The 19,037-nt window shown below is 46.0% G+C and carries 16 protein-coding genes, 2 tRNA genes and 2 rRNA genes; 18 read left to right on the forward strand and 2 right to left on the reverse strand.

The features are described 5' to 3' along the window. Positions 1–38 precede the first annotated feature (38 nt). From rrf (ACQ31U_RS07520) to ACQ31U_RS07535, 4 genes are all read left to right on the forward strand, one after another. Positions 39–154: ribosomal RNA gene (gene rrf / locus ACQ31U_RS07520) — 5S ribosomal RNA — on the forward strand. Positions 155–206: 52 nt separating this feature from the next. After that, a 5S ribosomal RNA gene (rrf, locus tag ACQ31U_RS07525) occupies positions 207–322 on the forward strand. A gap of 12 nt (positions 323–334) precedes the next feature. Next, positions 335–411, forward strand: a tRNA-Asp gene (locus ACQ31U_RS07530). An 11-nt stretch (positions 412–422) separates the two neighbouring features. After that, positions 423–498 (forward strand) — tRNA-Trp (locus ACQ31U_RS07535). 75 nt (positions 499–573) lie between these two features. On the opposite strand, the gene lpxH is transcribed toward ACQ31U_RS07535, so the two are convergent. Next, complete coding sequence (gene lpxH, locus ACQ31U_RS07540; protein WP_431050800.1) at positions 574–1,296, reverse strand: UDP-2,3-diacylglucosamine diphosphatase; 723 nt, start codon at positions 1,294–1,296, stop codon at positions 574–576. A 62-nt stretch (positions 1,297–1,358) separates the two neighbouring features. Here lpxH and ACQ31U_RS07545 point away from each other — a divergent pair, with 62 nt between their 5' ends. Together ACQ31U_RS07545 and ACQ31U_RS07550 are read left to right on the forward strand one after the other, a co-directional pair. Further along, a complete protein-coding gene (locus ACQ31U_RS07545) occupies positions 1,359–2,081 on the forward strand; it encodes a 1-acylglycerol-3-phosphate O-acyltransferase (protein WP_431050802.1) in 723 nt (240 codons plus the stop codon). Positions 2,082–2,092: 11 nt separating this feature from the next. Beyond that, positions 2,093–3,499: a multicopper oxidase domain-containing protein gene (locus ACQ31U_RS07550; RefSeq protein WP_431050804.1), complete on the forward strand. Its 1,407-nt coding sequence runs from the start codon at positions 2,093–2,095 to the stop codon at positions 3,497–3,499. A gap of 1 nt (position 3,500) precedes the next feature. On the opposite strand, the gene ACQ31U_RS07555 is transcribed toward ACQ31U_RS07550, so the two are convergent. Then, entirely contained in the window at positions 3,501–4,676 is a 1,176-nt protein-coding gene (locus ACQ31U_RS07555) for an FAD-dependent monooxygenase (RefSeq protein WP_431050806.1), read from the reverse strand. A gap of 202 nt (positions 4,677–4,878) precedes the next feature. Here ACQ31U_RS07555 and miaB point away from each other — a divergent pair, with 202 nt between their 5' ends. The 12 genes from miaB to ACQ31U_RS07615 all read left to right on the forward strand — a co-directional run bounded on the left by miaB (position 4,879) and on the right by ACQ31U_RS07615 (position 18,935). Further along, positions 4,879–6,309: a tRNA (N6-isopentenyl adenosine(37)-C2)-methylthiotransferase MiaB gene (gene miaB, locus ACQ31U_RS07560; protein WP_431050808.1), complete on the forward strand. Its 1,431-nt coding sequence runs from the start codon at positions 4,879–4,881 to the stop codon at positions 6,307–6,309. A 220-nt stretch (positions 6,310–6,529) separates the two neighbouring features. Continuing rightward, complete coding sequence (gene ggt, locus ACQ31U_RS07565; protein WP_431050810.1) at positions 6,530–8,293, forward strand: gamma-glutamyltransferase; 1,764 nt, start codon at positions 6,530–6,532, stop codon at positions 8,291–8,293. Between the two features lie 199 nt (positions 8,294–8,492). Continuing rightward, the gene (gene alsR / locus ACQ31U_RS07570) at positions 8,493–9,356 is read left to right on the forward strand and encodes a transcriptional repressor AlsR (protein WP_431050812.1); all 864 of its coding nucleotides are present in this window, start codon (positions 8,493–8,495) and stop codon (positions 9,354–9,356) included. 335 nt (positions 9,357–9,691) lie between these two features. Beyond that, a complete protein-coding gene (gene alsB, locus ACQ31U_RS07575) occupies positions 9,692–10,630 on the forward strand; it encodes a D-allose transporter substrate-binding protein (protein WP_431050814.1) in 939 nt (312 codons plus the stop codon). Positions 10,631–10,682: 52 nt separating this feature from the next. After that, positions 10,683–12,236 (forward strand): D-allose ABC transporter ATP-binding protein AlsA, encoded by a 1,554-nt coding sequence (alsA, locus tag ACQ31U_RS07580; RefSeq protein ID WP_431050816.1) that lies wholly within the window; start codon positions 10,683–10,685, stop codon positions 12,234–12,236. Further along, positions 12,220–13,164 carry a D-allose ABC transporter permease gene (gene alsC, locus ACQ31U_RS07585; RefSeq protein WP_431050818.1) on the forward strand — a complete coding sequence of 315 codons (945 nt, stop codon included), beginning with the start codon at positions 12,220–12,222 and terminating at the stop codon, positions 13,162–13,164. Before alsA ends, alsC begins: the two co-directional genes overlap by 17 nt. Before the next feature lie 17 nt (positions 13,165–13,181). After that, positions 13,182–13,859 carry a D-allulose 6-phosphate 3-epimerase gene (gene alsE / locus ACQ31U_RS07590; protein WP_431050820.1) on the forward strand — a complete coding sequence of 226 codons (678 nt, stop codon included), beginning with the start codon at positions 13,182–13,184 and terminating at the stop codon, positions 13,857–13,859. A 69-nt stretch (positions 13,860–13,928) separates the two neighbouring features. Beyond that, on the forward strand, positions 13,929–14,819 hold the full coding sequence (alsK, locus tag ACQ31U_RS07595) for an allose kinase (protein WP_431050822.1): 891 nt from the start codon (positions 13,929–13,931) through the stop codon (positions 14,817–14,819). A 29-nt stretch (positions 14,820–14,848) separates the two neighbouring features. Then, entirely contained in the window at positions 14,849–15,295 is a 447-nt protein-coding gene (gene rpiB, locus ACQ31U_RS07600; protein WP_431050824.1) for a ribose 5-phosphate isomerase B, read from the forward strand. A 107-nt stretch (positions 15,296–15,402) separates the two neighbouring features. After that, entirely contained in the window at positions 15,403–16,503 is a 1,101-nt protein-coding gene (locus ACQ31U_RS07605) for a PhoH family protein (RefSeq protein WP_431050826.1), read from the forward strand. Further along, positions 16,500–16,967 carry an rRNA maturation RNase YbeY gene (gene ybeY / locus ACQ31U_RS07610; RefSeq protein ID WP_431050828.1) on the forward strand — a complete coding sequence of 156 codons (468 nt, stop codon included), beginning with the start codon at positions 16,500–16,502 and terminating at the stop codon, positions 16,965–16,967. Before ACQ31U_RS07605 ends, ybeY begins: the two co-directional genes overlap by 4 nt. A gap of 12 nt (positions 16,968–16,979) precedes the next feature. Further along, a complete protein-coding gene (locus tag ACQ31U_RS07615) occupies positions 16,980–18,935 on the forward strand; it encodes a tRNA(Met) cytidine acetyltransferase TmcA (protein ID WP_431050830.1) in 1,956 nt (651 codons plus the stop codon). The last annotated feature ends 102 nt before the right edge of the window (positions 18,936–19,037 follow it).

Below are 19,037 nucleotides of genomic sequence, written 5' to 3' on the forward strand. Positions count from 1 at the left end.
CAAAGTAAGAAGAAACAAAGACAATCAAGCCGAATTATTCCGGCGGCGATAGTGCGGTAGCACCACCTGACCCCATGCCGAACTCAGAAGTGAAATGCCGTAACGCCGATGGTAGTGTGGGGTCTCCCCATGTGAGAGTAGGACACCGCCGGATTTTATTTTCTAAGTAAACTTAATCAATAGAGTTTATTTAGAAAATAAAAAATTTTGGTAGCCATAGTGCAACAGACCCACCTGATCCCTTGCCGAACTCAGAAGTGAAATGTTGTTACGCCGATGGTAGTGTGGGGTCTCCCCATGTGAGAGTAGGTCACTACCAATTATCAATTTCAGCGGAGTGGTAGTTCAGCTGGTTAGAATACCTGCCTGTCACGCAGGGGGTCGCGGGTTCGAGTCCCGTCCATTCCGCCAACTTACAATCTAGGGGCGTAGTTCAATTGGTAGAGCACCGGTCTCCAAAACCGGGTGTTGGGAGTTCGAGCCTCTCCGCCCCTGCCATCTTTTATTAACTATATTTAGTATTCTTATTTTTCCTATTATCTTTTGATTATCTTCCTGTTTCAGGCGTCATTCTTATTCAATTTCGGCAAATCCATAACCGTTTTTATCATAAACCAAATACGGCGCACTGTTGCGCCAATCGCCTAAGACGATTCGGGTAAAAGTGCGGTTTTGTGCGTGACTATGATGGATTGCCTGTCGATGCGTATGACCGTGAATTAAAGTTTCGACGGCAAAACGTTGCATTGTGTCCAAGACAAAATCAGGATTAACGTCCATAATCCGAACCGGTTTTTCGCTTTTTTGGCGTTGGCTTTTGCGACGGATTTTATTGGCAATGCGCAGGCGGATAAAGAGCGGTAGGCATAAAAAGACTTTCTGCCGCCAAATACTATGCACTTTTTTGCGATATGCTTGATAGTTGATGTCATCGGTGCAGAGCGTGTCGCCGTGACAAAGTAAGACCGGTGTGCCGTATGGATTAATTATTTGATATTCGGGCAATAAAATTAAACCGCACTTTTCGGCAAAGCCTTCGCCAATCAAGAAATCGCGGTTGCCGTGTTGAAAATACACCTTGATACCTTTATCGGTTAGGCGCTTAATTTCAGCTTGTACTAACTGCGCTAAAGCGGAATTTTCATCATCGCCAATCCAAAAATCAAATAAGTCGCCTAAAATATATAACGCCTCGCCTTTTACCGCTTCGTTTTGCATAAATCGGCTAAAAAGTGCGGTTAAATGCGGTTGTTGTTCGCTTAAATGAAGGTCGGCAATAAAGTAGGTTTTTGTCATGATTTGATACACATATTTGGCTATTTTCGTTATACTCTAACAAAATTTTCAGGAACTCGTCTATGTTATTATTGTCACGTGCAATTGTGGTGGTGTTTGCCGCACTTTTGATTTGTCTGTTAGGCACAATTTATTCACTGATTCGTTTTAAAAATCCAAGTAACGTCGGCGTGGTTGCCCGTTGGTTCGGGCGTTTGCATCCGCTGTTCGGAATCGAAGTCGAGCACCGTTTTGCTGCGAATGCAAGTGATAACGGGCCTTGTATCTATATTGGCAACCACCAGAATAATTATGATATGGTCACCATGGCATATATGGTGCGGCCGAGAACCGTGAGCGTCGGTAAAAGAAGCCTGGCGTTTATTCCGTTTTTTGGCTTGTTATATTGGGCAAGCGGGAATATTTTACTTGACCGTGATAATAAGAATAAAGCCCATTCTACCATGGGTGAGTTGGCGCAACGGATTAATCAGGATAAGGTTTCGATTTGGATGTTTCCGGAAGGTACGCGTAGTCGCGGACGCGGATTGCTGCCGTTTAAAACCGGGGCTTTTCATGCGGCAATTGCAGCCGGCGTGCCGATTGTGCCGGTTTGTTGCAGCAATTTGCATAATAAAATCAATCTGAACCGTTGGAATAATGGTAAGGTGATTTGTGAAATGTTGCCGCCGATTGACACCTCCGCTTATAGCCGTGAGAATGTACGCGAGTTGGCGAATTATTGCCATGCGGTGATGAAACAAAAAATCGAACAGCTTGATCAAGAGCTGGCGAACCGTTCGTAGACAGGTTGCCGATGAAATCCGGATTATCGCGCCGAGTACTTTTAAAAACGGCAACCGCACTTGGGGCAAGTGCGGTTTTGCCTACTGTTGCCGCTGCCTCGAGCAAGCAAGCCCTGTATATCCCGCCGGTGTTGGACGTTGGTCGCGGGCGGCCGGTATTATTGTCTATGAGCAGCAGCAAGCGGATATTCGAGGGCAATAAAAAGGTCGAAGCTTGGGGGTTTAATGGACTGTATCTCGGGCCGACGATTCGCTGCAAACAGGGCGATTTCGTTCGCTTGAATTACCATAACCAGCTAGCGCAGGCAATTTCCATCAGTTTGCAGGGGCTACAGGTCAGCGGGGAATTGTATGGCGGCATCGGGCGCCAATTCCAACCTTCGACATCATGGGCGCCGATTGTGCCGATTACCCAACCCGCGGCGACTTGCTGGTATCATGCCGATACGCTGGCGCATTCGGCTTATCAGGTTTATCGCGGTTTGGTCGGCATGTGGTGGATTGACGACACGGAGAGCCGAAAAGCCAAGCTGCCGAATAAATACGGTATTAATGATATTCCGTTGATTTTGCAAGATCTCAGTTTGAATAATCAAGGTGAACAACTTTTCAATCTGAATCAATCGCAATTTTTAGGCAATCGCTTATTTGTTAACGGCGGTGAAGCCCCTTATCTGAATGTGGCGCGCGGTTGGGTGCGTTTGCGGATTTTGAATGCCTCGGTATCACGCAGTTACCAGCTGAACTTTGATGACGGGCGCAGCATACTGGTGTTGGCGGGCAGCTTGGGATTTCTGCCGCAACTGCGTGAAGTGCGGTCGGTTTTTGTGCCGCCCGGCGAACGTATCGAAATCTTGGTCGATTTGAATGAGGGCGGCAATGTTAGCCTCATCAGCGGTGAAAAGCGCGGTTTGTTTGACAAAATGACCTCATGGTTTGCCGATGATGATGAACTGGTGGATAACACCGTGTTGGAATTACGCCCAGATGGTTTGCTTTCTGTATTTAATCAACAGCCGGATTTTCAGCGGCAAGAACAGCTTAGTCATCAGGTTGACGTGGCACAACAGCGTGATTTTGTCATTGATGTGGATAATGCACTGATTAATCGGCAAAAATTTGATCCGCGCCGGGTCGATGTCAATGCAAAACTCGGTTCGTATGAACGTTGGAATCTGACCGCCAGCGCGCCGATTGGTTTTAGCGTGCAAGGCGCGAAATTTATGCTCGAATCGTTCAACGGGCAACGAGTTGACGCTTCGCAGCTGAGTTGGCGCGATACGGTTTTGGTTAACGGCAACCTCTCTATTCTGGTGAAATTCGAGCATACGTCATCGAATAATTACCCGTTCACCTTCGGCAGCAGCGATTTAATGCTGGCGGACAAAGGTTGTATGGGCATGTTGGTGGTTCAATAGGTTATGCCAGGCCTAACGCATATTTTAATGCCCGTTTTTTAATCGGCGTGATTTTATTGACCGCCAGCAAAGCCGCATTGCGCAACATTTTCAGCGGCAATACATCATGTTTAAATCCTTTATAAAACAGATCCATACCGCTTTGCATTAACAAATTGTCTTTTTGGCGTAAACGTTGATAGCGTGCCAAGACGGTTTCGTCATCTATCGCCTGACCGCACTTTTGTGCGTCGGCAATCACGTTCAATAGCACTTTCACGTCTTTAAAGCCCAAATTCACCCCTTGTCCGGCAAGCGGATTGATGGTGTGAGCGGCATCGCCCAACAGCACAATGCCCTTTTTATAATACGCTTGCGCATGGCGACGGGTGAGCGGAAACGAAGCCGCTTGTCGGCTTTTGACGGCGCCCAAACGTGTTGGAAAGGCTGCTGTAATTTCTTGATCCAGCTGCTCGAGTGGCAGTTGTTGCAGTTGGCGAATCCGCTCCGGACTGTCGTACCACACTAAACAACCTTGATTACCGAGCAATGGCAAAAATGCGCGTGGGCCGCTAGGGAAAAATTGCTGCCAAGTGATATCTTGCTGCTCAAGTGCGGTTTCCACCAAAATCAGCAGACAACTTTGGCGATATTGCCAACCGGTTAAGCCGATACCGGCGATTTGGCGCAGTTGCGAATTTGCACCGTCGCAGGCTAATAATAATGGCGCGGCATAAGAATCGCCGTTCGCCAAGCGGATTTGCCAGTCTTGACCGCACTTTTCGATGTGTTCAATCGGCTGCTGAACGCTGGTGCTCAAATTCGGATAGGCGGCAAAGGATTGCCATAACCCCAGTTGGATCAGGTTATTCTCCACCATATAGCCCAGTTCGGGTAAATCCAGATCTTGTGCGCTGAACAAGGTCGAAAACCCGTCGATTTCCCAGGTTTCCAAAGTGCGGTACGGGCAGACCCGCATAGCGCGGATCGCGTCCCATGCGTGCAATGCCTTTAGCAATTGTACCGAGGCAACACTAATGGCGGAAATCCGAATGTCGTAAGGCTGCTCGGCAGCAAAGTGCGGTAGCGCGCCACGCTCGATGATATGTACATTCAATCCCAACTGTGCCAAGCCGACAGCGGCTGCCGACCCGACCATGCCGCCGCCGATCACAATCACCTCTTTTTGCTTCAACATACTTTCTCTCGCTCGTTGTTTTATTGCGTTTTATTCTACTCGCAGCGCCGCATTTTCCAAAGCAAATCACAAATAAAATCGGTTTTTTACTGGTCAGCAATCCTGCAAATCGGTAGAATAGCCGGTCTTACAATCATTGCAAAATGATCGATAACCCTTAATTTAGTACGGTCGATAACCGTGTCCTAACGAAGAAACTAACATGACTCAAAAATTACATATTAAAACTTGGGGCTGCCAGATGAACGAATACGATTCATCGAAAATGGCGGATTTATTGAACAGCACGCACGGTTTCGAGCTGACCGAAAATGCCGAGGAAGCCGACGTGCTGCTGCTGAACACCTGCTCGATTCGTGAAAAAGCACAAGAAAAAGTGTTCCACCAATTAGGGCGCTGGAAAGATCTGAAAAAATCCAACCCGAAACTGGTGATCGGCGTAGGCGGCTGCGTTGCCTCGCAAGAAGGGGCGCACATTCGTGATCGCGCACCTTATGTGGATATTATTTTCGGGCCGCAAACCCTGCACCGCCTGCCGGAAATGCTCAATCAAATCCGTGACGGCAAAAGTGCGGTGGTGGATGTCAGCTTCCCTGAGATTGAAAAATTCGATCGCTTGCCGGAGCCGAAAGCGGAAGGGCCGACGGCGTTTGTGTCGATTATGGAAGGCTGTAATAAATACTGCTCGTTCTGCGTCGTGCCTTATACGCGCGGCGAAGAGGTGAGCCGACCGGTGGACGATGTATTATTTGAAATCGCACAGCTGGCGGCGCAAGGCGTGCGCGAAGTCAATTTATTAGGGCAAAACGTCAATGCCTATCGTGGCGCAACCTTTGATGGCGGCATTTGCACTTTTGCCGAATTACTGCGTTTGGTGGCGGCGATTGACGGCATTGACCGTCTGCGTTTCACCACTAGCCACCCGATTGAATTCACCGATGATATTGTGGATGTCTATCGCGATACGCCGGAATTGGTCAGCTTCTTGCACTTGCCGGTGCAAAGCGGCTCGGATCGCGTTTTAACCATGATGAAACGCAACCATACCGCACTTGAGTATAAATCGATTATCCGCAAACTGCGCAAAGTGCGGCCTGAGATTCAAATCAGCTCTGATTTTATCGTCGGCTTTCCGGGCGAAAGCAAGGAAGATTTCCAACAAACGATGGATCTGATTGCGCAAGTGAATTTCGATATGAGCTTCAGCTTCATCTATTCCGCACGCCCGGGTACGCCGGCAGCGGATATGCCGGACGATGTCAGCGAAACCGAGAAAAAAGAGCGGTTATACCTGCTGCAACAACGTATTACCCAACAAGCCATGCAATACAGCCGCAAAATGTTGGGTACGGAACAGCGCGTGTTGGTGGAAGGACCGTCGAAAAAAGACGTGATGGAACTGACCGGGCGCACCGAAACCAACCGTATCGTCAATTTCGCCGGCACGCCGGACATGATCGGCAAATTTGTCGATATTAAAATCACCGATGTGTGGACCAACTCGCTACGCGGCGAGGTGATCCGCACCGAAGATCAAATGGGTTTACGCATACAGCAAAGCCCGCAAAGCGTGATCCAACGCACCCGCCAAGAAGATGAGTTGGGCGTGGGGCAGTATGTAGTGAATGCCTAATTTCCCCCAGTCAAACCATTAAACCTCTTATTGCCGAATAAGAGGTTTTTTAATCACGTCGCATTATTTTTATTTCTTTTCTAAGTTAAATTATTTTTTTTAATAAAATATTCATCGTCATATTGCTTTTTTGGGTTTCAATGTTATTGTGAAATTAATGTTAAATTTTAAGCGATTTTCTTTTTAAGTTTTTCGCCTAAAACCAATCAGGAGCATTTTGATGAAATTAAAAAAATCACTTTTACTCTCTTCATTCGCCGTTTCCGTTTTTGCCCTCTCGAGTGTGGCAACGTCCTTCGCCGCCAATGTGATTCCAACGCAGACTCAGCAAGCCGCAATTCGTTATGATCAGAGCATGGATATTTTTCATCCGGTCTATGCAAAAAACGGTATGGTGGCAACAGAACAGGCGCTGGCAACCCAAGTCGGATTAGATATTTTAAAACAAGGGGGTAATGCGGTTGATGCTGCGGTGGCGGTCGGTTTTGCCTTGGCGGTGGTGCTGCCGAATGCGGGCAATATCGGCGGCGGTGGTTTTATGGTGCTTTATGATGCTAAAAGCAAACAAAGCGTAGCCTTGGATTTCCGTGAAATTGCACCGCTCAAAGCAACTAAAGAGATGTATCTGGATCAAGACGGCAATGTGGTTGACGGTAAATCATTGTTTACGCATTTTGCGGTCGGGGTTCCCGGCACGGTAGCCGGTATGGAACACGCCCTGAAAAAATGGGGAACAATGTCATTGGCACAGGTTATTGCCCCGGCAATCGAATTGGCGGATAAGGGATTTGTAGTGAGTGCGACCTTGGGGGAAACTCTGAAGGCTGAAAAAGGTAATCTGGCTAAATGGCAAGACAGCAAAGCAATCTTTTTCAAAGGAGACGAACCGTTAGGAATCGGCGATTTATTGGTGCAGAAAGATCTGGCAAAGTCGTTGCAATTGATCGCAGCGCAAGGCGGCAAAGGCTTTTATGAAGGTGAAATTGCGCAAAAAATCGTGGCAGAAATGGAAAAGCACGGCGGTTTGATAACTTTGGATGATATGAAAAATTATCGAGCCGTTGAACGCAAGCCGATTGAAGGTGAATATCGTGGTTATCACATCGTGACTATGCCGCCTCCGAGTTCGGGTGGAATTCATTTGGTGCAAATACTGAATATTTTGGAACGGTACCCATTGCAACAATTCGGACAAAACAGTGCCAAAGCGATTCGCCATTATGCCGAAGCAATGAAACTCGCCTATGCCGATCGCGCCGAATATCTCGGTGATCCGGATTTTGTCCGGATTCCGGTTAACGGGTTGATCTCTAAAAAATATGCCGATGAGCTGGCGACGGCAATCACTGCCGAAACAATCCGCCCCTCATCCGAAATCAAACCGGGGAAACCGCACCCCTATGAGAGCGATCAGACCACGCATTATTCGATTATGGATAAAGACGGTAATGCCGTGGCAGTGACTTATACCCTGAATCTGAATTTTGGCAGCGGGATTGTCGCCGAAGGCACGGGGATTTTGTTAAATAACGAAATGGACGATTTCTCCGCCAAGCCCGGCGTGCCGAATGCCTTCGGCTTAATTGGCGGCGATGCCAATGCGGTCGCCGCCAAAAAACGTCCACTTTCATCAATGACCCCGACAATCGTGATGAAAGACGACAAACCGTGGCTGGTGACCGGTAGTCCGGGTGGGGCTCGTATTATCACCACCGTGCTGCAAAGTATTGTTAACACTATTGATTATGGCATGAACCCAGCCGAAGCGATTATGGTGCCGCGCGTGCACCATCAATGGTTGCCGGATGAAATTCGGATTGAAGAGGGTATCAGCCCGGACACCATCCATCTATTGCAACAAGACGGCTATAACGTCATTCCTAAGGCGACTATGGGGCGGGTACAAATTATCCAAGCCCGCGAAGATGGATTTTACGGCGCCTCTGACCCACGTAATCCGGATGGATTAACGTTGGGATTTTAAATTGGAAAATATTTTCTTAGCGCTATAGGCAGATAAGGGTTAAACCAATAATACGGTTTAACCCTTTTGTTTTGAATGGGGTACATATAAGATTTTTGCAAAATTTATGAATAACGGTTTTTTGTGAAGCGGATCGAAACATCAAGTTCTTTTACATGTTATAAATGATAAAATAACAGCTACGATTATCATGGAGATAATGAATTTGAACAGCAAAAAATCGGAATCGCTCATTCCGCAAATCAGAATGATTCAAGAAAGTATGACCGTGACGGAAAAGAAAATTGTGGAATGGTTGCTTAATCCCAAAAATTTAACCAGTAAAACCGCACTTCACACGGTTGCAGAAAATTTGTCGGTATCGGAAGCGTTAATCGTCAAGGTGGCAAAATTATTGGGTTTTAATGGTTTTCGGGATTTGAGGGCGCAATTGTCGTTTTATTTCCATGATAAGAATGCCATCAATATTGAATTATCAGAGGAATATACCGTTCACGAATTGGTACACAAAGTCTTTGATATCTCATTACAAACGATCAAAGAAGGTAAGTCTATTGTTAACTCGCAAGTGATCGAAACCGCAGCCAAATGTTTTTTTCATGCCAAAAATCGGGATTTATATGCGGCGGGCGGTTCGAATACGGTCACCGATGATATTGCGCATAAATTTTTACGTTTAGGTATCCGCTGCAATACTTATCGTGATATCCACCTGATGATGATGTCGGCCTCTATGCTAACGGAAGACGATGTGGTGTTGGTGGTATCCCATTCTGGCAAAACCAGCGATCTGCTCGAAGCGGTTAAGGTGGCGCGCAACAACGGCGCAAAAATTATTTGTATCACTCACAGCTATATCTCCCCGATTGCAGAATTATCCGACTTCATCATCTGCACCCCAGCCCCCGACACCCCGCTTTTAGGCAAAAATGCCTCAGCCCGTATCTTGCAATTGATTTTGGTTGATGCGTTTTTTGTTACGGTGGCGAGGCAAAATATGACCTTCTCTGAAGTGAATTTAGATAAAACCTCCCATATCACCGATTATTTTCGTCAGAAGTAACGGATGTTTTAGCGGTATGATTACTCGGTAATACGCGGTTTATAATTTCGTATATTCAATCAATATCAATCTGTTTATCAGCTGGTTATCGTTCGTCTATGCTGATTTTGGCTCTTGTGGCAAGTTAAAATCATCCCTAAAACTTCACAAAAATATTTAATTTGTGAAGTTGATCGCGTTTTTCATTCTTTTTTAGTGCTATAAATACTATCGTCTGTACGAAATCATATTATTTGTAAAGTTGGTATTGCGATACCGCACTTTTATTTTGTGTGTATTTTGTTCAGAACATCAAACATATAGTAGTCATTTGAAATCAAAAATGAGGACGAATCATGAAAAAGAATTTTAAAGTCATTGCTTCCTGCTTGGCAATTTTAGCTATGGCGTTTTCTATGGCAACAAAAGCGGCCGAATATGCGGTTATTTTGAAAACACTTTCCAATCCGTTCTGGGTGGAAATGAAGCAAGGAATTGAGGAAGAAGCGCAGAAACTTGATGTATCGGTCGATATCTTTGCCTCGCCATCGGAGGGCGATTATCAGTCTCAATTACAACTTTTCGAAGATTTGATCAACAAGGGATATAAAGGCATCGCCTTTGCACCGTTATCTCCGGCAAATTTGGTGATGCCGGCGGCTAAGGCATATCGACAAGGGATCTATCTCGTGAATCTTGATGAAAAAGCCGATTTGGATAATTTACGCAAAGCAAAAGGCAATGTTGAGGCGTTTATTACCACGGATAATGTCGCCGTAGGCGCCAAAGCGGCACAGTTCATTGTGGATCGGTTAGGCGAACAAGGCGGAGAAGTTGCCATTATCGAAGGTAAAGCCGGCAATGCTTCCGGCGAGGCGCGTCGTCGTGGTGCAACGGACGTTTTTGAAAAAAATCCGCAAATTAAACTGGTAGCAAGCCAGCCGGCGGATTGGGACAGAATCAAAGCGCTGGATGTTGCAACTAATGTTCTGTCACGCAATGCCAATATCAAAGCATTTTATGCCGCCAATGACACCATGGCGATGGGGGCTGCTCAAGCGGTGGCCAATGCCGGAAAATTGAATTCCGTCTTGGTTGTCGGTACCGACGGCGTGCCTGAGGCAAGAAAAATGGTTGAAGAAGGAAAATTAACGGCAACCGTAGCGCAAAATCCGGCTGAAATCGGGGCTAACGGTTTGCGGTTATTGGTCAATGCCGTAAAAGGCGGTAAGCAACTCCCGGTTGATCAAGAGCCGAAATTTGAAACCGTTGATGCCGTTTTAGTTACCCAATAATCATGATTAAAGGGAGGTAATCGTTTATCTCCCCATTTTGAATGAGGTTTGTATGAATCAACTCTTGGTCAGTATGAAAGAGATATCAAAAAGTTTTGGCGTGGTGCAAGCGTTAAAACGCGTAGATATCGATATTTATACTCATGAAATCCATGCTTTGTTGGGGGAAAACGGAGCTGGAAAATCAACCTTGATGAAAATTTTATCCGGTATCCATAAACCGACATCAGGGAAAATTATTATTAGAGGACACGAATACGAATATTTAGATCATAAAACCGCTTCTGAATTGGGTATCGGTATTATTTATCAAGAACTCAGCCTTATAGACGAACTTACTGTTTTGGAAAATTTATATATAGGCCGCTTGTTATATAAAAAAGTGCTGGGTGTGCCAGTAGTTGACTGGAAAACAATGCGGGTTCAGGCGGCGATTATTTTGTTGCGCTTGGGAATTAAAGTCAAATTGGATGAAAAAGTGGCCAATTTATCTATATCTTATAAACAAATGATTGAAATTGCGAAAGTTCTTATTTCCGATGTCAGTATTATCATTATGGATGAGCCCACATCATCGCTAACGAATTCAGAGATTGAATATTTATTTTTAATCATGAATCAACTCAGAAAAGACGGAAAATCGATTGTTTATATTTCACATAAGCTCAATGAGATACGAAAAATTTGTGACAGATACACTGTGCTAAAAGATGGCGAAAGTGTCACCTCAGGCATGATTAAAGCTGTTTCTAACTCCGATATCGTCAGATTAATGGTCGGCAGAGAGTTACAGTCACATTTCAAACAAATTAAAAGAGAAGAAAAAAATGAGATTGTTTTTGAAGTGAAAAACCTGACGGGCAAAAAGAAAAAACAAGTGAATGATATTTCTTTTTCATTAAATAAAGGTGAAATATTGGGATTTGCCGGATTGGTCGGCGCCGGCAGAACGGAATTAATGAATTGCATTTTCGGTGTGGATAAAAAAATTTCCGGAAAAATTTATCTCAATGGTGTGGAAATCACGCCGTCATCTCCCTTCGATGCGGTAAAAAAAGGGATGGCTTATATTACGGAAAGTCGGCGTGAAAATGGTTTTTTCACTAATTTCTCTATTAATAAAAATATTGCCATTTCCAAAAGTTTGAAAGACGGAGGATTTAAAGGTGCCTTGGGGATGTTTAATTTAAAAGATGAAAAGGAATTGGCAGAGCAGCAAAAAAGCAAGTTACTCATAAAATGTTCGTCGGTTGAACAAAATATCACGGAATTATCAGGGGGTAATCAGCAGAAGGTTATTATCGCTAAATGGATGGCTTGTCAACCGAAGGTGGTTATATTTGATGAGCCGACCAGAGGGATTGATGTGGGGGCGAAAGCCGAAATCTATAAAATAATGCGCGAGTTGGCCAGTGACGGTAAAGCAATATTAATGGTTTCTTCCGAGTTACCGGAAATTATGTCGGTATGTGATCGGGCGGTTGTATTTAGAGAGGGGAAAATATCCGCAATATTGGATAACAATGAAAATTTGACGGAAGAATTAATTATGAATTGGGCACTGCCTGACGGAGAAGGAGCCATTAATAATGAAAAGCAAATTTAATTTTCCTATTTTTTGGGAGCAATACGGCACATTTTTTATTCTTGCCATTATTGTTGTCATTTTTGGATCAATTTCCCCGCAATATTTTCTGACGGGAAATAATATCCAACAAATTTTCGTACAAAGCTCGGTCACTGTTTTAATTGGTATGGGGGAATTTTTCGCTATTTTGATTGCCGGAATTGATTTGTCGGTGGGATCAATTTTAGCCTTGGCAGGTATGGTGACTGCCAAGTTAATGCTTGCAGGCTTAGATCCTTTGTGGGCAGCGGTTATTGGCGGTGTTTTTGTCGGCGGTGGTTTAGGCGCAATTAACGGATTATTGGTTAATTATACCGGATTACATCCTTTTATTATTACACTGGGAACCAATGCGATTTTCCGTGGCGTGACGTTAGTGATTTCTGATGCAAACTCAGTTTACGGATTCTCTTTTGAATTTGTCGATTTCTTCGCGCAAAGTGTTTTGGGCATTCCTGTACCGGTTATTTTTGCGATTGTCATTGCTTTCTTCCTATGGTTTTTAACCGCCAAAATGCGATTAGGTAGAAATATTTACGCGTTAGGCGGGAATAAAGAGTCAGCATATTATTCAGGAATCGACGTTAAATTCCACACCTTGGCGGTATTTATAATTTCAGGTATTTGCGCCGGTTTGGCAGGTGTTGTTTCAACAGCCAGATTAGGGGCGGCAGAGCCATTAGCCGGTGTCGGTTTTGAAACCTATGCGATTGCCAGTGCAATTATCGGCGGAACCAGCTTTTTTGGTGGCAAAGGACGAATTTTCTCCGTGGTTATTGGCGGTTTGATTATCGGCACCATCAATAATGGATTAAATATTCTGCAAGTACAAACATATTATCAATTGGTTGTAATGGGCGGTTTAATTATCGCAGCCGTTGCTTTGGATCGGTTAATTAGCCGTTAATTTTATAGGAAGGCATTATGAATAAAAACATTCTAATTTCACCATCTTTGATGTGCATGGATTTAGTTAAATTTAAAGAGCAAATTGAATTTTTGGATAAAAAAGTCGGGTATTTTCATATTGATATTATGGACGGGCATTATGTGCCGAATATTACCCTTTCGCCGTTTTTTGTCAGTCAAGTGAATAAAATTTCGACTAAGCCGCTGGATTGCCATTTGATGGTGACAAATCCGGAAAATTATATTGATGATTTGGCACAAGCAGGCTGCGATATGGTGACGGTACACGTCGAAACGATTTCCGGACAAGCCTTTCGTTTATTTGAAAAAATTCGAAAATTAGGCATGAAAGTCGGTTTGATATTTAATCCGGAAACCTCGCTTGAAATGGCGAAATATTATTTGCATAAAGTGGATAAAGTGACGGTGCTGACGGTTGATCCCGGCTTTGCCGGACAATCGTTTATTCCTGAAATGTTGGATAAAATCCGCGAATTAAAACAATTCAGAGAAAAGAATCAACTGTCTTATAAAATTGAAATCGACGGTTCTTGCAATCCGAAAACCTATGGAATGTTGATTTCCGCCGGGGCAGATGTATTAATCGTCGGCACATCGGGTTTATTTCATAACGATCCGGATATTGAAACGGCATGGAATATGATGGAAAAAAACATTGCGCAGTATGGCTAATGAAAATATGGGGTAATTAAAACGCGGGTTAGTTAAAGTGCGGTCAGTTGAGATGGATTGGGGGAGTTTATGACAAGTGCAAACCCGGTGGTGATCGGGATTGATATGGGGGCGACGCATACGCGCATTTGTGTGATGAATGCGCAAAGTGCGGTGCTGCTGACCGAAAAAAAGAAAACGGCTGAGATTATTAGCGATGATTTTTTACAGGGCATTCAGGCATTTTGCCGTGCTTTTGCGGCGGATTATCCGATCAAACGGATTGTCATTGGTTTACCGGCGGCGATTTCTCGGAATCGGCAGCGAGTGTTGTCAGTGCCGAATTTGTCGATCTCACAGGCAGAACTTGATCTGCTCGCTCCTTATTTGAGCAAGCAGTTTGATTGTGAAGTGCGGTTGGAGCGCGATGTCAATTTGCAACTGATCTACGATGTCTCACATTTTAATTTGCAAGATAAATTGGTGTTGGGCTTGTACTTAGGCACAGGTATGGGCTTTGCCGTATGGAATGAGGGCGAGATTTTTTTAGGCGCGCACGGTGTTGCCGGGGAATTGGGGCATATTCCCTATGGCGATGACGATCTGCGTTGCGGTTGCGGCAACTACGGCTGTTTGGAAACCAATTGCTCCGGCATTGCGTTAAAACGCTGGTACGACAGTTCAACTAAAACCTATCCGATTGATGCGTTATTTAGCCAAGCGGAGCAGGAGCATTTTGTTCATCGTTATTTAAACCGCGTCGCAAAGGCGGTCGGTACTTGCGTCAATCTGTTTGATCCTGATGCGATTATTTTAGGCGGTGGCGTAATGGATATGCAGGATTTCCCTTATGCACAACTGAAAAAAGACAGCCTGTCTTATGTGCGAAAACCATTGCCATATAATGAATTAACGGTATTAAAAGCCACTTCTTCCTCTTTTAACGGTGCAATCGGCGCAGCATTATGTGGTAATAGATAAGTATGCTAATAGATAACCAGGAATATAAAATGAACAAAAAAATTGCCATCGGCTCGGATCACATTGGCTTATCTCATAAACAATTTTTAATTGAAAAATTAACCAGCCAAGGGCATAGTGTGCTCGATGTCGGCACATTCAGTGCGGAAAGAACCGACTATCCGCGGTATGCTAAAAAAGTGGCGGATTTGGTGGTTGCAGGCGAAGTGGAGCGAGGGATCTTAATTTGCGGCACTGGCATCGGCATTTCGATTGCAGCGAATAAAATCGACGGCATTCGTTGCGCCCTTTGTGGCGATGAAGTTAGTGCCCTGATGTCGCGCGAACACAATAACAGTAACATTATTGCCTTCGGGGCAAATATTATCACGCCGGAAAAAGCGTTAGCGTTGGCGACACTTTGGTTAAATACGGCTTATGACGGCGGCAGACACCAAAACCGTTTGGACATGATTACCCAATTTGAACAACGCTGACCGCACTTTTATCTCTCCCTGCCTCTTTTGTTGCGCGAGAATAGCTGTTTTTATTCGAAAAACGGCTATAATAATGCCACTTTCCGCTGTCATAAAAGAGGCTCCCCTTGACCGAACAACTTATCGAATCCTTTACCTTAGAACCGCAAGACAACGCGCGTTTGCAGTCGCTGTGCGGGGCGTTTGACGATCATCTGCAACGGATTGAAAACACCTTTAAGCTGCAAATTCTGCGACGTGATTTTAGTTTCACCCTGAAATCAGAGCAGAAATCCGAGCAGAAGCAGTCGGCGAAATTACTGAAAGCGGTGGCGAAGCTGATTAAGCAGTTGTATGCCGATACCGCGCCGATTAAGGGCAAAATCAAAGAACTGGATTTGGAAGATGTGCATATCGCGATTCAGGAAAGCCGGATTTTAGCGCAGGCGGAGGAAAACAGCGAAGTGCGCTCGGAATCGAAAGTGTATACCACCACGGTGAAAACCAAGCGCGGCGTGATTAAGCCGCGTGGTGCCAATCAGATCCAATATCTGCACAATATTTTGCGCCACGACATCAGTTTCGGCATCGGTCCGGCAGGGACGGGCAAGACGTTTTTAGCGGTGGCGGCGGCGGTGGAAGCATTGGAAAAACAGGAAATCCGCCGCATTTTGCTCACGCGTCCGGCAGTGGAAGCCGGTGAGAAATTGGGGTTCTTACCCGGCGATTTAGGGCAAAAAATCGAGCCGTATTTGCGTCCGTTGTACGATGCGCTGTTTGAAATGTTGGGTTTCGAGCGGGTGGAAAAGCTGATTGAGCGCAATGTGATTGAAATTGCACCGTTGGCGTATATGCGCGGCCGCACCCTGAATGATGCCTTTATTATTTTAGACGAGAGCCAAAATACCACCGTCGAGCAGATGAAAATGTTCCTCACCCGAATCGGTTTCAATTCCAAAGCGGTGATCACCGGCGATATTACCCAAGTCGATTTGCCGCGCAGTCAAAAATCCGGGCTGCGACACGCGATGGAAGTGCTGCAAACCGTGCCGGAACTGAGTTTTAATTTCTTCGAAAGCAGCGATGTGGTGCGCCATCCGGTGGTTGCCAAAGTGGTGCAAGCCTATGAAATTTGGGAACGGGAAGACGAAATCCGCCGTCAGGCATTGGCGGAGGAACGGCGTAAAGCGCGCGATCAGGAACGTTTGTTACAAGGAGAACCGGCATGAAACAGGTGATTGTCGATCTGCAACTTGCCTGTGAAAATACGGCGGGCTTGCCGACCCAAGCGGAAATCGAATTATGGGCGCAAAGTGCGGTCAAGCCAAGTCTTGATGATGTGGAAATGACGGTGCGGATTGTCGATGAAGCGGAAAGTCAGGCACTAAACCGCACTTATCGCGGTAAGGATTACCCGACCAATGTGTTGTCATTCCCGTTTGAAGCGCCTGTTGAAGTGGAATTGCCGTTGCTGGGCGATTTGGTGATTTGCCGCCAAGTGGTGGAGCGGGAAGCGGCGGAGCAGCAAAAACCGCTGTCGGCGCATTGGGCGCACATGGTGGTGCACGGCAGTTTACACCTGTTGGGTTACGATCATATCGATGATGACGAAGCGGAAGAGATGGAAAGTCTGGAAACGGAAATTATGCAGTCCTTGGGATTTGACGATCCGTATTTGAGTGAAAAAGCATAACCTGTTTTTCTGATGAAGAATCCCTTTTTTCGCCAACCATTGATTCTATGCGGTGATGATGTTTGGTTAAGCCGACAAATCGCCGCATTTTGCGCATTAAATGCGCATAAAAGTGCGGTTTATTGTGCTGCGCAACCGCCTGAAATTCTACCGCCGAATTGCACGTTTTACGCCTTCGCCCATGCTAAAAATCTGTTGGGACAGGAGTGGGATTGTGCGGTTTATGATTGCCGGCAACATGGCGTGTTGAATTTGGATTTAGCGGCGTTGGCAATAGTGGCGGCGACGATTAAAGCCGCTGGCGTATTGCTGATGTTGTTGCCTGAAGATTGGCAGACGCAAATGGATTTGGACAGCCTGCGCTGGAATGGTGCAACGCAAGCGATCACGCCGCGGCATTTTTATACTTGGTGGCAAAGTGCGGTTGAGCGGCACCAGATCCCGATTTATTATCCAACACAATCCAATCCGCCGCTGCCGCAGATTGCAAATGCGTTGTGGCAACTGCCGCCGACCGCACTTTTGCGGCAGCAACGGGTGTTACGGCAAATTTTAACTGCGCAAGCGGAGCTGTATCTGCTCACTGCCAATCGCGGGCGCGGCAAATCCGCCCTTGCCGGCATGGTCGCCGATCAATTGGCAAAGCAAAGTGCGGTTTTTCTGACTGCGCCGAACCAAAGTGCGGTGCAGACCTTGTATCAACATTGCCGCCGGCAACCGCACTTTTTCGCACCGGATGATTTGATTGCGCGCTTGAATGACAATCCACGGCCGTTTGCAGACAGTTGGCTGATTATTGACGAAGCGGCGATGATTCCGCTCGAAATGCTGGCAACGATCTGCCGCTATTTTAAGCATATTCTGCTCACCACCACCATCCACGGCTACGAAGGCACGGGGCGGGGTTTTGAGCTGAAATTCAAACAACTGACCGACCGCACTTGTCAGCTTCTGCATTTACGACAACCGTTGCGTTATGCCGAACACGATCCGTTGGAACGTTGGCTTGACGATTTATTGTTGCTAACCAATGAACTTTCTCCCACCAACAGCCAGAGTGAAAATTTGACTTTCGCTGAAATTTCACAAGCGGCGTTGGTTGCCGATCCGCAGCAAATCCGCCAATTTTACCGCCTGTTGTCATTGGCGCACTACCGCACTTCGCCGTTGGATTTGCGCCGTTTGCTTGACGCACAAGGGCAACGCTTTTGGCTGTTAAAGCAACAAAACCAGATCGTCGGCGGTATTTGGGCGTTGGCGGAAGGCGGTATTACCGACTCAGATTTAATCGAAAAAATTTGGCGCGGTGAACGTCGCCCAAACGGCAATCTGGTGGCGCAAGCGCTGTGTTTTCAAGCGGACTTGCCGCAAGCCTGTGCTTTGCGCTCGTTGCGGATTTCACGTATTGCGTTGTTACCGCACTTGCAGCGGCAAGGCTTCGGCAAACAGTTATTGCAACGGCTACTTGAGGACTGCCGTGCGGAGCTGGATTTTATCTCAGTCAGTTTTGGTTACGGCACAGATTTAGCGAATTTTTGGCAAAAGTGCGGTTTTCAGATTATTCATGTTAGCAGCGGCAAAGAGGCGAGCAGCGGCTGCTACAGTGTGATGGCGATTTATCCGTTATCAAGCTCGGGTGAGCGATTTTGCCAGATTGCGCGCCGCCAATTTTTACACAATTTTCCACTTGCCGCTCACGCTTTATTTACCACTCTGCAACGACAGATCGATTTTCCTGAGATTGATTGGCAACTTAACGCTGATGATCTGCGCCAATTGCACGGCTTTGCCCATGCCAACCGCACATTGGCGGCGACCTATCCCGCTTTGCAACGGCTGATACGAGCCGAACCGCACTTTGATTGGCAAGCGTTGCAAGCAGCGGCAGGCAGTAAAAAACAACACTTACGGCAGTGGCGCAGGGCGGTCGCGCAATGGATTCAGGATTCTGCTGTTTTATTTTCATAAAAAGAGCGTGTGATCGGTCTGAATTTTGAATAGATCCATAATCCTAACGAAATGATACTTCCGACAATCAAGCCCCGAGTCAAGGCAACGAAAAGTCGGATC

The organism is Testudinibacter sp. TW-1 (assembly GCF_050613185.1).
Taxonomy (GTDB): domain Bacteria; phylum Pseudomonadota; class Gammaproteobacteria; order Enterobacterales; family Pasteurellaceae; genus Chelonobacter.

Excerpts from the sequence above, each read along its gene's own strand:
- ACQ31U_RS07555 (WP_431050806.1), bottom strand. The coding sequence starts at position 4,676 with ATGTTGAAGCAAAAAGAGGTGATTGTGATCGGCGGCGGCATGGTCGGG.
- alsB (WP_431050814.1), top strand. The coding sequence starts at position 9,692 with ATGAAAAAGAATTTTAAAGTCATTGCTTCCTGCTTGGCAATTTTAGCT.
- ACQ31U_RS07615 (WP_431050830.1), top strand. The coding sequence starts at position 16,980 with ATGAAGAATCCCTTTTTTCGCCAACCATTGATTCTATGCGGTGATGAT.
- lpxH (WP_431050800.1), bottom strand. The coding sequence starts at position 1,296 with ATGACAAAAACCTACTTTATTGCCGACCTTCATTTAAGCGAACAACAA.
- alsC (WP_431050818.1), top strand. The coding sequence starts at position 12,220 with ATGAAAAGCAAATTTAATTTTCCTATTTTTTGGGAGCAATACGGCACA.
- miaB (WP_431050808.1), top strand. The coding sequence starts at position 4,879 with ATGACTCAAAAATTACATATTAAAACTTGGGGCTGCCAGATGAACGAA.
- alsA (WP_431050816.1), top strand. The coding sequence starts at position 10,683 with ATGAATCAACTCTTGGTCAGTATGAAAGAGATATCAAAAAGTTTTGGC.
- alsE (WP_431050820.1), top strand. The coding sequence starts at position 13,182 with ATGAATAAAAACATTCTAATTTCACCATCTTTGATGTGCATGGATTTA.
- rpiB (WP_431050824.1), top strand. The coding sequence starts at position 14,849 with ATGAACAAAAAAATTGCCATCGGCTCGGATCACATTGGCTTATCTCAT.
- alsR (WP_431050812.1), top strand. The coding sequence starts at position 8,493 with ATGAATTTGAACAGCAAAAAATCGGAATCGCTCATTCCGCAAATCAGA.
- ACQ31U_RS07545 (WP_431050802.1), top strand. The coding sequence starts at position 1,359 with ATGTTATTATTGTCACGTGCAATTGTGGTGGTGTTTGCCGCACTTTTG.
- ybeY (WP_431050828.1), top strand. The coding sequence starts at position 16,500 with ATGAAACAGGTGATTGTCGATCTGCAACTTGCCTGTGAAAATACGGCG.
- ggt (WP_431050810.1), top strand. The coding sequence starts at position 6,530 with ATGAAATTAAAAAAATCACTTTTACTCTCTTCATTCGCCGTTTCCGTT.
- alsK (WP_431050822.1), top strand. The coding sequence starts at position 13,929 with ATGACAAGTGCAAACCCGGTGGTGATCGGGATTGATATGGGGGCGACG.
- ACQ31U_RS07550 (WP_431050804.1), top strand. The coding sequence starts at position 2,093 with ATGAAATCCGGATTATCGCGCCGAGTACTTTTAAAAACGGCAACCGCA.